This is a genomic window from Salmonella sp. 32120201201600049SM (assembly GCF_017572835.1).
Lineage (GTDB): Bacteria > Pseudomonadota > Gammaproteobacteria > Enterobacterales > Enterobacteriaceae > Salmonella > Salmonella enterica.
Genome location: NZ_JAGESA010000004.1, coordinates 1 through 13938, shown reverse-complemented (window position 1 = coordinate 13938; position 13938 = coordinate 1). Strand labels below are relative to the sequence as shown.

Sequence of the window (13938 nt, the reverse complement as noted above, 5' to 3'; positions counted from 1 at the left end):
AATTTAAAACCGCAAAAGAAAAGCATCCGTAATTCTGCGAAAAACGGATCGTTTTATTTTGCCGTTCTGAAAAGCAAACAATGCGTTGACGCTGTATCGTTCAGGTTGCAGAACAATAACCACACTTCTGCAACCTGAACGACGGCAAATTAATCAGTACTGCCGGGCCTGTCCGATATGTTTCTCAAGCATACGCGCTACCGCCTGGATACGTTCGCTACGGGATACCTGCGCCCCACCAACGCGCCACCAGCTCAGGTACTTATGCACCATCGTTTTGGGAAGCACTTTTATGTCTATCAGCGTGCTCACGGTCTGTTTACGAGCATCTTCCAACGCCTCATGCAGTTGTTCAATGGTGGTGACGCGATAGCTTTTACAGCCATATCCTTCAGCGATGCGAGCGAAATCGACCGGGATAAACCCGCCTTCCTGACGACCGCTCTCCTGCTGATGGAAACGAAACTCGGTGAAGTAACTGTCCATACCGTGTTCCATTTGCAGATTATTGATACAGCCGTTGGTCATGTTATCGAGCAAAATGACGGTAATCTTTTTCCCCATCTGGACGGAAGTGACCAACTCAGAGTGCAGCATCATGAACGAACCGTCGCCCACGAAGCTGTACACCTCGCGCTCCGGCTGCGCCAGTTTGGCCCCCAATGCGGCATTGACTTCGTAGCCCATACAGGAGTAGCCGTACTCGACGTGGTAATCATTCTCGCCGCGGCTTTGCCAGACACGCTGGAGGTCGCCCGGCAGGCTGCCCGCCGCCGCCACCACCAGCGCGTTTTCCGGCAACATCCGGTTAAGCACGCCCAACACGCGCGTCTGGGTCAGCCACGACCGCGTAATCTCATTAAACTCTTCAAACACCTTTTGAGTATCCATATGATCCTCAATTTCAGGTTTGAAGTCCTCTCCGCTATATTCCACAGCATAGACGCGCTCAACTTCCGCCATATATTGCGAGCGGACGCGGTGAATAGTCTCACCCCATTGCGAAGCATAATGCTCCTGGGCCAGCCGTTCGCTAAGCTGCGTCAGGGCGACGCGAGCATCACCCTGCATCTGTACGCCATCCAGCTTGAAGACATCAAAGCGGCTAACGTTGATATTTAAGTAGCGCACGTCGGGATTCTGGAAGATCCACTTTGAGGAGGTGGTGAAATCGGTATAGCGCGTCCCCACACCGATAATCAGATCGGCCTCCTGCGCCAGCAGATTCGCCGCCAGTGAACCGGTTTCGCCAATCCCGCCGACGTTCAACGGGTGTGCAGAACTGAGCGCTCCCTTGCCAGCCTGGGTTTCAGCAATCGGCAGATGACAGCGTTCGGCAAATCTCAGCAGCGCCTCTTCAGCCTGCGAGTACTTCACGCCCCCACCGCAAACGATCAGCGGCCGCTGGTGGCGGCGAATCAGCGCAACCGCCTCGTTCAGCATCGGCTCCGTCGGCGCGTGACGCTCAAGACGATAGACCCGGCGAGCGAAAAAATAATCCGGATAATCCCAGGCTTCACCCTGCACATCCTGTGGCAGGCAAAGCGTCACGGCCCCCGTATCCGCCGGATCGGTTAACACCCGCATCGCGCTGATACAGGCGCTCATTAGCTGTTCCGGACGCGTAATGCGATCCCAGTAGCGGCTAACTGCACGGAAAGCGTCATTGGTGCTCAACGTCAGATCGTGTTCTTGTTCAACCTGTTGCAAAACCGGGTCGGGTTGACGCGATGCGTACACATCGCCCGGCAGCAAAAGCAGTGGAATACGGTTAGCCGTCGCGGTCGCCGCTGCGGTGATCATATTGGCGGCCCCTGGCCCCACTGAGGAGGTGCAGGCATAAATCTGATGGCGACGCATCTGGCGGGCAAATCCCGTCGCGATATGCGCCATTCCCTGTTCGTTACGCCCTTGATGAACGCTAAGTTGGCCACAGTCCTCTTCCAGCGCTTGCCCCAATCCGACGACGTTCCCGTGGCCAAAAATAGCGAAAATCCCTTTTACAAATTTGATTTCGCTGCCGTCTACGTCGATGTACTGATTATCAAGAAAGCGCACCAAAGCCTGCGCCATGGTCAACCTGATTGTTTTCATGTACCCCACCTGCTTTTATCAACCGTTCGGCTGTCGTTGCCTGCTTATGCATCGCTTCAGCCCCAAAAACACAGAGACTTATCATAGGATCAAAATTTCCGTTCTCACAATTATATGGAATTTATATTTCATTTATGGGAAGGAGATCAAAAAACGGTTAAAAAATTTCGCCATTTAGGCGTATTTTTCATGAAAATGAAATTTATCTTCCATGTGCTTTTAAAAGAAATAACACATTAATAATCAATCAATTAAAACAAAAAACACAACAAAAAACGATCATGCGCGTTGCCCGGAAATGCCATTTCTGTGATCTTGTTCAAACAATAAATGAAAACATTATTTCCATTTTTATTGAAAATGAAATCACCAAACCTTAGTATGGGCAAAAATAACACCGTCTTCTGTTAGGGGATATGTCAATGAATAAAGCAGTCAGTAGTGAGCAAAAGCCGCTGGACGTTATCTGTCTGGGACGAGTCGCCGTTGATTTGTATGGTCAACAAATCGGGTCGCGGCTGGAGGATATGACGACTTTCGCTAAATATTTAGGGGGATCGTCAGGCAATGTTGCCTACGGCACGGCCATTCAGGGATTACGTTCCGCTATGCTGGCCCGCGTCGGCGATGAGCATATGGGACGTTTCGTTCGTGAAGAATTAAACCGCGTTGGTGTGGATACGCAGTGCCTGCTGTCGGATCGCGATCGTCTGACCGCGCTGGTGATCCTCGGCATTAAAGATCAGGACACCTTTCCTCTGATCTTCTACCGCGATAACTGCGCGGACATGGCGCTAACACCCGAGGATATCCGCGAAGATTACATCGCTTCTTCACGCGCATTAGCCGTCACCGGTACCCATCTTTCTCACCCCAATACGCGCGCCGCCGTTCTTAAAGCGCTGGAGTATGCGCAAAAACACGGGCTGCGGCGGGCGCTGGATATCGACTACCGCCCCGTACTGTGGGGCCTGACGTCGCTAGGAGACGGTGAAACGCGTTTCATCGCCTCATCACAGGTTACCGAACAGCTCCAGCAGGTATTGCGCCATTTCGATCTGATCGTTGGGACCGAAGAAGAATTCCATATCGCCGGCGGCAGTACCGACACGCTGACCGCCCTGCGGCGCGTCCGTCAGTTGACCCAGGCCGTACTGGTGTGCAAACGCGGCGCGCTGGGCTGCTCAGTCTTTGAAGGCAACATCGCCGATGACTGGTCGCAGGTGAAGATACATAGCGGCGTTCGCGTAGACGTTCTGAACGTTCTGGGCGCGGGCGATGCCTTTATGTCAGGACTGCTGCGGGGATACCTGAACGATGAAAGCTGGGAGCAAGCCTGCCGTTATGCAAACGCCTGCGGCGCGTTAGTGGTATCGCGCCACGGTTGTGCCCCCGCCATGCCAACCAAAAAAGAGCTGGACGACTACCTCGCGCGTGAACAATCCATCACCCGGCCAGACAAAGACCCGCGGCTGAATCACCTTCATCGGGTCACAACCCGTAAACAGCACTGGCCGGAGCTGTGCGTATTCGCCTTTGACCATCGCAAGCAACTGGTGGATATCGCAAATGAAGTCGGCGCCAGTGAATCCGCGATCCCTCCCCTGAAGATGCTACTGCTGGAAGGGGCGCGTCAGGCGGCGCTTGAGGCCGGTTTACAGAATAATAGCGGCATCCTTGCCGATACCACCTTTGGTCAGCAGGCGCTTAACGACGTGACCGGCCAGGGATGGTGGATTGGCCGACCGGTTGAGATGCCCGGTTCGTATCCGCTGAAGCTGGAACATGGCGATATTGGCTCTCAGCTTGTCAGCTGGCCGCAAGAGCACGTCGTGAAATGTCTGGTCTTCTATCATCCACTCGATGCAGAGTCGGTACGTCTTGAACAAGAGGCGCTCATTGACGAGGTTTACCGCGCCTGCTGCCAGTCTGGTCACGATCTGCTGCTGGAAGTCATCTTGCCGCGCGATGCGGCAGACCAAAATGAGCAATACTATCCTCAGATTGTGGAACGTTTTTATCAACTGGGGATCCTGCCGGACTGGTGGAAACTGCCGCCGTTAAGCCCAGATCGTTGGCGAGAAATCAGCCAGCATATTGAGCATTATGACCCTGAATGTCGCGGTATATTGATACTTGGCCTGGACGCACCGGAAAGCGAGTTGAAGTCAGGATTCGCCGCAGCAGCGGATATGCCCTGGGTGAAAGGTTTCGCCGTCGGCCGGACCATCTTTGGCGAACCGTCACGCCAGTGGTTAGGCGGCCAGCTTAACGATGAACAGCTCATCGCAACGGTGAAACAAAAATACCGCATGCTTATCGACTACTGGCGCGAATACCGCCCGGCACGTTAATGCCTGCCTCATCACGCCCCGTGTCTGCATCGGACAAGGGGCGTGTTCAAGGACGATTCCATGCCAGCTCTCACACAACATTCCACATCGATCACGCTGTTTCGCATCAGCGCCGCGATGTTTCTCAACTATCTGACTATTGGCATCCCGTTAGTCATGCTGCCGCTGTACGTTCAGCAGCAGTTGCATCTGAGCGATCTGTTGATCGGTATCGCGGTAGGTAGCCAGTTTATCGCCACCTTGCTTACCCGGGGCGCCGCGGGTCGAAAAGCCGACACGTCAGGCGGACGTCGGACGGTTATCACCGGTCAGTTCTACTGCGCCGCATCAGGTCTGCTGATGCTGGTCAGTCTAATCGCTCACCCGGTTCCGCTGCTCGCATGGGCCATACTGATTGTTGGTCGTGTGCTGCTGGGCATCGGTGAAAGTTTCATTTTGACCGGTAATTTAACCTGGGGGATGTGGCTGGCGGGCTCGACCCACGCGGGTCAGGTTATTTCCTGGAACGGCATGGCGACCTACGGTGCGCTGACTATCGGCGCGCCGCTGGGGCTGTCGCTTTACGCCAGGGCCGGCCTGGCGCTTCCGGCGCTCCTCGTCGTGCTGTTGCCGATCATCGCCAGCGGAGTCATCTATGGCATTCCGGGGAATATCCCAACAGCCCGTCCCCGCGTGCCAGTGCTACGGGTCGTCGGCCTGGTGTGGCGGCCCGGAACAGGGCTTGTGCTCCAGGGCATTGGTTTTGCCACCCTAAGCGCGTTTACCGCCCTCTGGTTCAACGAGCGTCACTGGGATAACACCGGTTTTGCGATGACGCTGTTTGGCATTGCGTTTATCGCTGTCCGCTTTTTCTGCGCCAAATTTCCCGACCGTTACGGCGGCGCCACGGTCGCAACCTTTTCACTACTGGTAGAGGGGACCGGACTGGCGGTAATGTGGGCCGCTCCGTCAGCAGGCGCTGCGCTGATTGGCGCGGCGATTACCGGCTGCGGCTGTTCGCTGATGTTCCCATCGCTGGGCGTAGAGGTTGTGCGCAGAGTGCCACCGGAGATTCGTGGTACGGCCCTCGGCGTCTGGTCAGCGTTTCAGGATCTGGCCTACGGATTTACCGGACCAATAGCGGGCCTGCTGACGCCGTTTATCGGCTATCAGCAGGTCTTTCTTCTGGCCGCGGCCTGCGCGCTGCTGGGCGCGGCGGTTGTCCATCTCCTGCTGCGGCAACATTAAGCTGTTAAGCTGTTAAGAAGGGGCGAGTCTTTTCCGCCCCTATCGCAAAGACTTCGCTGGCCGCCATCTGCCAGTAGCCAGGGTTAAACAGTTCCAGCGAACAGATCCCCTCATAGCCCTTCTGCACTAGCTCATGCGTGATCTCATGCAGTGGGATCACGCCGTTGCCAGGAAACAGACGATGGCAATGCTCCAGCGTTGCCAGCGGCAGATTATCGGCGTCATCAATATGGTAAACGAAGATCTTTTCCACAGGGATCTGGCGAAGCGTGGTCAGATCCCGCCATTGATCGTGCAGGTAAAGATTAAAGGCATCGACGACCAGCCCGACGTTACTGCGATCGACCGCATCTACGATCTCCATCGCCATGGCAAGACTGCGCACACAGCATCCTGCGGAACCGATCGGCTCAAAGGCCAGCCGCATCTGGCTTTCTTCCGCCACTGCCGCCATCTCGCGCAGACGCTTCACTGAATCTTTCACCGTTTCCCCCGGCGGAAAATTTCCCCCCTGACGAATGGTGGGCACCACGACCAGACAATCACCCCCCACCACTGAGCCAGCATGGCAGGCGAAAGCCAACTGCCGCCGTTTCTCCGCCCAGCTTTCGCTATCACAAAACGTAATGTCTTCCAGCGAATTGTAGCCCCAGGGCTTAAGGTGGCCGACGGCAAAAATGTCTGCCAGCTCGCTTAACGTATGTTTCTGTAACCACTCCTGCAACATATCCAGACGGATTTCGATGTAGTCATAGCCAAAACGTTCCGCCAACACAACATCCTGTGCCAGCGTGGAGTTTCGCATACAGGTCGCTTCATTAAATCCCAGCTTCATCATTCAGATCGACTCCTGCCGCCATAGCAACGTACTGGCGCCTGACGGCGGCAGCGTTAACGCGATCTCTTTATCGCCATCCAGCACCCGGCAACGCCTTTCCTGGACATCGCGGTTATACACCACCAGCACACGCTCGCCGTCGGGATTCACAAATCCCACCTCTTCCAGAAGATTATCGTAACTTGAAGAAAGCATGACCCTCGCCCCCGGACGCACATAGCGGCAGAAGTGGCCAATACCATACCAGGAGTGGTTACGCCGCAGCACGTCGTTTTGCGCATCGTATTGAATGGGCGCTTCACACAGATTACCCTGATGATTCGGCCCACCCTCACTGTTCAACAGCAGATTCCAGTCGATAAACCCGCTACAACCCGATTTGAAATTACCAATCATGTCATGGAGATAGGTATGCCAGTGGCGAATCTGGCTACCGGCATCGCTCTCCATTGGCACACAGCCTTCGGAAAACAGGAGTTTTTTATCCGGCAGGCACTGGGCCAGATACTGTATTTGCGAAAAATGGTCGCCGGTATACCAGTGGAATGCCAGCCCGTTAATTCCCTTATAATTAGCTTTGTCAGCAAAGGCGAGTTCAGCCCAGTCTACCAGGCCATCTTTATCGTGATCCCAGATATAGATCTCCATCTCATCCATACCCTGCCGGGCGAGGCGCGGACGCAGATACTGCACAGCAAAGGCTGTCTCCTCTTCCACGCTATACAGACAGGAGTCCCAGGTTTTTACCGCCACCGGCTCATTCTGCACGGAGAGCGCCTGCACATTAATGCCGTGGCGGCGGTATTCCAGCAGGTAGTTGATAATGATATCGGCCCAGTCGGCGTAGCATTCGCGCCGCAGCTTGCCGCCACCGTTCATATCGTTATTAGTTTTCATAAACGCCGGCGGACTCCACGGCGAAGCCATCAGCTTCATGTGTGGATTTAACCGCAACGCCCCGGAAATCAGCGGTATTAAATGCGCTTCATCGCGGGAAAAGGAGAGCCGTCCCTGCTGCAGGTCAGCGCTGGAATCGACATACGCGTAATTGCCCAGGGAAAAATCACAGCTCTGAATTGGCATCCGCGCCAGAGTGTAATTATGTTCCTGAGCAGAAAAATAAAGGGAAAGAAATTGCGCCTTCGTCTTTTCGCTCATGCTGTTGAATACCACGCCCGCACCTTCGGTAAAGCTGCCGCCGAATCCGTCAATCTGCTGTAACGTGTGGCGCGGTAAGACGCTGATTAATTCACTGCAATCACGCTGACGATGCGAAAAAGAGACCGCACGCTCAACAAGGAATTGCTGACGATACGGATCGGAAGAGATGAGTCTGCCTTTCATAGGGAAGTTCCGGATAAAAGAAGATAATAAATTGTGATATGCCGGATAGGACGCTTAAGCATCGCTATCCGGCAGAAGGTTTTAATACGCGGAAGGTTTATTTGTAGAAATCAGGTTTTGAGGGTAATTCAACAATCTCGGTATTCCCTGTTTCCTGAGACTTCACGCAGGCATCAGCGGTAACCGCAGCCAGATAACCATCCCATGACGTTGGGCCTGCCGGCGGCAATCCTGCGTTCAGGCGATCGAAGAAATCCTGGAACTCAATGTCGTAGGCATCAATAAAGCGCTGTTTCCAGTCAACCAGGATGTCGGTGCTATACTTCGCCGCTTTCCGTACCGCGGCGCTGGCGACGGTTGGCAGCTCCGCCATTCCTTTCTCGCCGGTAACATCGCAGTGAATGTCGTAGCCATACTGGCAGTTCACAAACACTTCAACCACAATATTGATGCCGGAGGTGGTTTCCATTACAACCAGCTGCGGATCACGCAGAGTGGTCACCAGGCTGGACTGACGCGGGAAGTAAACCTTAACGGTTTTATAATCTTCGTTAAGCAGCCAGTGCATAACGTCAATTTCATGAATCAATGTTTCATAGATAGCCTGTGGCGTTTTGTATTCTGGCACCGTGCTGGCATTGTAATGACGTCCATGAACCATTAATGGCTGACCGATTTCGCCGCTGTCGATAATATTTTTCAGCTGAACGTAACCTTTGTCGTAGCGGCGCATAAAACCAATCTGCACCATGCGCTTACCATTTTTCTGCTCTGCTTCAATCACACGCTGACAATCCGCAGCCGTCACCGCTAGCGGTTTTTCACAGAAAACATATTTGTTAGCATTTAGCGCGGCAACGGCTACATCGGCGTGCGCCTCATTTGATGCGGTAATGATGACCACTTCAACGTCTTTATCATTAATCAGATCGTGATAGTCATTATAATCTTTGGCTTCGATCGCATACTTATCCAGCGCCGCCTGCGCCCTACCCGCGACGATATCACATACGGCAACAACCTCTACACCCGACACGGTGTTGGCCAGACGTCTTAAGTGATCGGAGCCGATCATGCCGATACCTACAATACCTGCTTTTAAAGTCATTTTCTGTTTCCTTTTCAATTAAAGATAATTTTTCAGTAACTCATCAATATGCTTTTTACCTTTTTGCGCATATTCCAATGGGTTATATTTCTTAGGATCCTGCTCGGCCTCAACAACAATCCAGCCAGAATATTGATGCCCGACCAGATAAGCTAATACGGATTTAAAATCAATATTTCCATCGCCGGGGACGGTAAACACACCATCAAGGAAAGAATTGAGGAATGATTTCTTCGCGAGGCGACATGCTTTGAGTTTTTCATTACGCACATCTTTAAAATGAACGTGTTTAATACGATCAAAATGTTTACTCAGTAGCGGCATGACATCGCCGTCAGAAACATATATATGCCCGGTATCAAACAGCAGATGTACAAATTGCGGATCGGTATTCTCCATGAGTCGATCCACTTCTGGCAGAGTCTGCACACCGGTGCCCATATGATGATGGAAAGCGAGCTTCAGCCCGTGCGCATTGGCAATCTTCCCAAGCGCATTAAGTCCTTCGCATAAAAGCTGCCATTCGCTGTCGCTGAAGTTAGGCTTCTCTGTATAAACGCACTTATCGATAATACCTTGAATACTATAAGTTTGTTCAGAAACAACGGCGACATATGCATGTATTGCCTGCAAATAAGCACAATGCTGTTCAAAAGCATTCATCGCAGATGCAATACCGTCGCGAATAATAAAGGAAGAAAACCACTGGCCTGGTATTTCCAGTCCGCGAAGCATTAACTCTTTATTTAACTCAGCAGGATCCTGCGGATAACAACCGCCAACTTCCGTCCCGGAAAAACCGGTGAGCGCGGCATCACTAAGTATTTGTTTATATGTATTTTCTTTACCAATCTCAGGAATATCATCATTGCGCCAACCGATAGGCGCAATCCCCAACTTAATGCTCTTTTTTACATTGTACATGTTGCTGGCTCCCACTTAATGAAACGCTTTTACTGCATACCGCGATGCAAATTAACCTTTGATGGACAACATATTACTTTTTGTAGCCTGAAAAACTTTATCTATCCTGGTTGAAGAAGTGGGATAAATGCGTCAGGTATCACAAAAAAATCATCACTCTTTAATGATATTGCCAGACTTTTCGCGCTATAGATAAACGCATAAAATATACCGACAAATAAAAATGGCCGCAGTATTGCGACCATTCTCATGACGATTAAATTTTAGCAAGCATTAATATTCAAATAATAAATAATTAGCTTTACGATAGTCCTTTCGATATTGACCGGGTGTTTTCCCCACTTTATTTTTGAAGTAATTCTGAAAATGACTAAGGTTGCTAAAGCCAACACGATAAGCAATAGAGGTGATCTTTTCGCGCCCGCCTTCATCCGTGGTTAGTAACGATTGCGCCTCCCCCAGCCTACGTTTTATCAGGTAATCCATCGGTGAATAACCATAGCGGCGTTTAAATTCATGGGAAACATAATAAGGACTGACATTAAATTTCGTCGCCAGTGTATCCAGCCGAATTGGCTCATAGAAATTGCGATCAATATAGGATTTTATTGAATCAAGTAAATTTTCATGGCGCTGTATGGCATCGTTACCTGTGCGTAATAAGACATTTCCCTCAATGTATTTGAGTACTACCTGGGTCAATAGCTGCGCCATTGCTGGCCCTTCTACCGCATGCTGATTAATAACGGTAAACACGGAGCTCATCAGTTTTTCCACCGTCGCATAATGGTGATACAGTGGAATAACCGGCACAATATCATCCGGTATTAGCGCATTCTCACGTAGACCCGGACACGAAATATTGTTAATCCCACAACAAATAGTGCCAATTGGCCGCCCGCTTTCCAGATACTCATCATGCACCACCTGGCTGTTATAAATGACCAGGTCGCCTTTACGAACCGGGTAGATGCGATCGCCAATGAAATACTCCCCGTCTCCTTCGGTGATAAGAATCAGTTCAACGGTCTGTGGGTGCATATGCATGAACCGGACAAACGGACCATTGCTCTCACTGACCTGACTCACATACGCCAACTGGGGCTGAGCCTTATTCTCTCGTTCTGAAGGACAGAAGCACAAGCGCATGATTTACCCTCCAATATCCGAAACTGTAGTGCCGAAACACCCCTGAAATTTGAATTTTTATACCACACCAAATGAAACAAAAATGCTATATAGATCATAATTTTTTCCAAATCTTTCCTCGTCACAACAGACAACCATTGATACCACACCAAATAAAAACAATAAAAATCAATAAGTTAATTAGATTTTTGATTTCTTACTGCACATACCCTCGTATAAAAATCAGTCGTCAAATTTTCAAAATAAAATTTCATAAAAATAAATTTGAAATTTTTAATCCTAAAATTTACATTGAATACGGTATGCGTTTTAGGCTGAAGATAACCAGGTTTTCCTGTGACCGCTCAGTCAGAACGTCGTCAACATCGGTTTAAGAGGATAAAAAAGAGATGGAAACAGTCGGCAATTTTATTCATGGTAAAACGACACTGAGCAGCAGCGGCGAGACGCTACCGGTGACTAATCCGGCCACCGGTAAAGTAATTCGTCAGGTCACCCAGAGCACCCGAGAGGAGATGCTGGCGGCAATTCAAAGCGCACATGAGGCTTTTCCGGCATGGAGTAAAATGACTCCGCTACGCCGGGCACGTATCCTTTTTGAATTCAAAGTATTACTGGAAAAGCATCGGGACGAACTGGCGGCGCTGATCGTCAGCGAGCATGGCAAGGTCTGGTCAGATGCGCTTGGCGAACTGACGCGCGGCATAGAGGTTGTCGAATTTGCCTGCGGGATCCCGCACCTCAGCAAAGGAGAGTACTCCTTTAACGTCGGCTCAGGCGTTGACAGCTTTTCATTAATGCAGCCGCTTGGGGTTGTGGCAGGCATCACACCGTTTAACTTCCCGGCAATGGTGCCTATGTGGATGTTCCCGGTTGCTCTGGCTTGCGGCAATACCTTCGTCCTGAAGCCGCCCGCACTGGTGCCGTCCGCATCGTTACGTATGGCGCAGCTTCTGCAGGAGGCTGGCCTGCCGGACGGCGTGTTTAACGTTGTTCACTGTGGCAATGAGGCGGCTAGCCTGTTGACCAGCGACCCTCGCGTACAGGCCGTCAGCTTTGTCGGTTCCTCCGCCGTCGCGGAACATATCTATACCACCGCCAGCGCCCATGGCAAACGCGTACAGGCCTTCGGGGCCGCCAAAAATCACGCAATCGTCATGCCGGATGCAGACCTGGACGCCACCGTCAACGCCATTATGGGCGGAGCATTTGGTTCCGCGGGCGAACGCTGTATGGCGCTGCCGGTAGTGGTCGCGGTGGGCGATGAAACGGCGGACCGTCTGATCGAACGCCTGAAACCGCTGATTGCGGCGCTACGTATCGGCCCGGGAGAGCTGCGCGGCAAAGATGAAAATGAAATGGGCCCGGTTGTTTCACGTGCTCACCAACAGAAAGTGTTGGGTTACATCGACAAAGGGGTGAGCGAGGGAGCAACTCTGGTCATGGATGGCCGCAACTATAGCGTGGCGGGATATCCTGAAGGCTTTTATGTCGGCGGCACTCTGTTTGATAACGTCACGCCTGAGATGACCATCTGGCGTGAAGAAATTTTTGGCCCGGTTCTCGGAATTGTGCGCGTCCCGGATTATGCCACCGCCATTAGCACGGTAAACTCCCATGAATTCGGCAACGGCAGCGTGATTTTCACCACCAACGGTCACTATGCGCGCGAATTCGCCCAGTCGGTTGAAGCCGGGATGGTCGGTATTAATATTCCAGTTCCGGTTCCGATGGCATTTCACTCTTTTGGCGGCTGGAAGCGCTCGGTGTTTGGCGCCCTGAACGTCCATGGGCCGGATGGCGTGCGCTTCTATACCCGGATGAAAACCGTTACCTCGCGTTGGCCGAACGGACAGCAGATCGTATCGGAGTTCAGTATGCCGACTCTCGGTTAATACGCTTTCAGGAAGGAGAAGATTATGGCCAACTTGCTGAGTACCTGTACCTCTGAGTCGGGAAATATCCAACACATTTCCCCTCAAAATGCAGGCTGGGAGTATGTCGGTTTTGATGTCTGGCAGTTGAAGGCTGGAGAGTCGATAACCCTGCCGTCCGATGAGCGTGAACGCTGTCTGGTGCTGGTTGCCGGGCTGGCCAGCGTTAAGGCCGCCGACAGTTTTTTCTATCGGATTGGTCAGCGCATGAGTCCGTTTGAACGCATTCCGGCTTATTCGGTTTACCTCCCCCATCATACGGAGGCGAAAGTGACAGCCGAAACCGACCTTGAGCTGGCCGTATGCAGCGCGCCGGGATTCGGAGAGCTTCCGGTACGTCTGATCTCGCCACAAGAGGTCGGGGTAGAGCATCGGGGAAAAGGGCGCAATCAGCGCCTGGTGCATAACATCCTTCCTGATAGCCAGCTCGCCGACAGCCTGCTAGTCGTTGAAGTGTACACTAATGAAGGCGATACCAGCTCCTGGCCCGCGCACAAGCACGATACGGCAGTTGAAGGCCAGGAGACCTATCTGGAAGAGACGTACTATCACCGTTTCAATCCACCTCAGGGATTCTGCTTACAGCGCGTCTACACCGACGATCGCAGCCTGGATGAATGTATGGCGGTCTATAACCGGGATGTAGTGAAAGTACCTAAAGGCTACCACCCGGTTGCCACCATCGCGGGTTACGATAACTACTATCTGAACGTGATGGCCGGCCCGCTACGAAAATGGCGTTTCACCTGGGAAGAGAACCACGCGTGGATTAACTCACCAGACTACCCGCGATAACACTTCGTTGAGTGGTACTTTGCCAGCCGTCCTCTGCGGCTGGCTTTTTGTCTATGGAAAACCCCCAGCTAGGCTGGGGGTTCCGGAAAGCTTTCAGCTTTAAGCCAGTTATTAAAACCCCTTTTGATTTGTTAAAACATCTTGCGGTCTGGCAACTGCAAAAGTTCAACA

Annotated in this window: 11 protein-coding genes; 5 read left to right on the top strand and 6 right to left on the bottom strand. The window is 51.9% G+C overall.

Going from position 1 to position 13938, the window contains the following annotated elements; all coding sequences use genetic code 11:
* Positions 1–153 precede the first annotated feature (153 nt).
* Positions 154–2094 carry a 3D-(3,5/4)-trihydroxycyclohexane-1,2-dione acylhydrolase (decyclizing) gene (gene iolD / locus J4650_RS10700; protein ID WP_023993580.1) on the bottom strand — a complete coding sequence of 647 codons (1941 nt, stop codon included), beginning with the start codon at positions 2092–2094 and terminating at the stop codon, positions 154–156.
* Between the two features lie 416 nt (positions 2095–2510).
* Between iolD and iolC the strand changes: the two genes are divergently transcribed.
* Together iolC and J4650_RS10690 are read left to right on the top strand one after the other, a co-directional pair.
* The gene (gene iolC, locus J4650_RS10695; RefSeq protein ID WP_014343940.1) at positions 2511–4448 is read left to right on the top strand and encodes a 5-dehydro-2-deoxygluconokinase; all 1938 of its coding nucleotides are present in this window, start codon (positions 2511–2513) and stop codon (positions 4446–4448) included.
* A gap of 60 nt (positions 4449–4508) precedes the next feature.
* On the top strand, positions 4509–5675 hold the full coding sequence (locus J4650_RS10690) for an MFS transporter (RefSeq protein WP_023993581.1): 1167 nt from the start codon (positions 4509–4511) through the stop codon (positions 5673–5675).
* A gap of 4 nt (positions 5676–5679) precedes the next feature.
* Here J4650_RS10690 and iolI1 read toward each other — a convergent pair whose 3' ends face one another.
* From iolI1 to reiD, 5 genes are all read right to left on the bottom strand, one after another.
* Positions 5680–6513, bottom strand: a complete 834-nt coding sequence (gene iolI1, locus J4650_RS10685) for a 2-keto-myo-inositol isomerase IolI1 (RefSeq protein WP_000976927.1) — start codon at positions 6511–6513, stop codon at positions 5680–5682.
* Positions 6514–7857, bottom strand: a complete 1344-nt coding sequence (gene srfJ, locus J4650_RS10680) for a lysosomal glucosyl ceramidase-like type III secretion effector SrfJ (RefSeq protein ID WP_023250006.1) — start codon at positions 7855–7857, stop codon at positions 6514–6516.
* Between the two features lie 97 nt (positions 7858–7954).
* Positions 7955–8965 (bottom strand): inositol 2-dehydrogenase IolG1, encoded by a 1011-nt coding sequence (gene iolG1 / locus J4650_RS10675; RefSeq protein ID WP_000172704.1) that lies wholly within the window; start codon positions 8963–8965, stop codon positions 7955–7957.
* An 18-nt stretch (positions 8966–8983) separates the two neighbouring features.
* Positions 8984–9904, bottom strand: coding sequence for a myo-inosose-2 dehydratase (gene iolE / locus J4650_RS10670; protein WP_012601329.1), 921 nt, complete (start codon positions 9902–9904; stop codon positions 8984–8986).
* 258 nt (positions 9905–10162) lie between these two features.
* A complete protein-coding gene (gene reiD, locus J4650_RS10665) occupies positions 10163–10987 on the bottom strand; it encodes a myo-inositol utilization transcriptional regulator ReiD (protein ID WP_000332219.1) in 825 nt (274 codons plus the stop codon).
* 122 nt (positions 10988–11109) lie between these two features.
* On the opposite strand from reiD, the gene J4650_RS10660 reads away from it, so the two are divergent.
* Genes J4650_RS10660 through iolB form a run of 3 tightly spaced genes read left to right on the top strand, consistent with a single transcriptional unit; the run spans position 11110 to position 13767 of the window.
* Positions 11110–11412 (top strand): hypothetical protein, encoded by a 303-nt coding sequence (locus J4650_RS10660; RefSeq protein ID WP_071790412.1) that lies wholly within the window; start codon positions 11110–11112, stop codon positions 11410–11412.
* A 15-nt stretch (positions 11413–11427) separates the two neighbouring features.
* A complete protein-coding gene (gene iolA, locus J4650_RS10655) occupies positions 11428–12933 on the top strand; it encodes a malonate-semialdehyde dehydrogenase IolA (RefSeq protein ID WP_000450729.1) in 1506 nt (501 codons plus the stop codon).
* A gap of 24 nt (positions 12934–12957) precedes the next feature.
* The gene (gene iolB / locus J4650_RS10650; RefSeq protein WP_000002010.1) at positions 12958–13767 is read left to right on the top strand and encodes a 5-deoxy-glucuronate isomerase; all 810 of its coding nucleotides are present in this window, start codon (positions 12958–12960) and stop codon (positions 13765–13767) included.
* Positions 13768–13938: the final 171 nt, after the last annotated feature.

Coding starts and splice junctions, on each gene's coding strand:
- iolD (WP_023993580.1), bottom strand. CDS start 2,094: ATGAAAACAATCAGGTTGACCATGGCGCAGGCTTTGGTGCGCTTTCTT.
- iolC (WP_014343940.1), top strand. CDS start 2,511: ATGTCAATGAATAAAGCAGTCAGTAGTGAGCAAAAGCCGCTGGACGTT.
- J4650_RS10690 (WP_023993581.1), top strand. CDS start 4,509: ATGCCAGCTCTCACACAACATTCCACATCGATCACGCTGTTTCGCATC.
- iolI1 (WP_000976927.1), bottom strand. CDS start 6,513: ATGATGAAGCTGGGATTTAATGAAGCGACCTGTATGCGAAACTCCACG.
- srfJ (WP_023250006.1), bottom strand. CDS start 7,857: ATGAAAGGCAGACTCATCTCTTCCGATCCGTATCGTCAGCAATTCCTT.
- iolG1 (WP_000172704.1), bottom strand. CDS start 8,965: ATGACTTTAAAAGCAGGTATTGTAGGTATCGGCATGATCGGCTCCGAT.
- J4650_RS10660 (WP_071790412.1), top strand. CDS start 11,110: ATGAAACAAAAATGCTATATAGATCATAATTTTTTCCAAATCTTTCCT.
- iolA (WP_000450729.1), top strand. CDS start 11,428: ATGGAAACAGTCGGCAATTTTATTCATGGTAAAACGACACTGAGCAGC.
- iolB (WP_000002010.1), top strand. CDS start 12,958: ATGGCCAACTTGCTGAGTACCTGTACCTCTGAGTCGGGAAATATCCAA.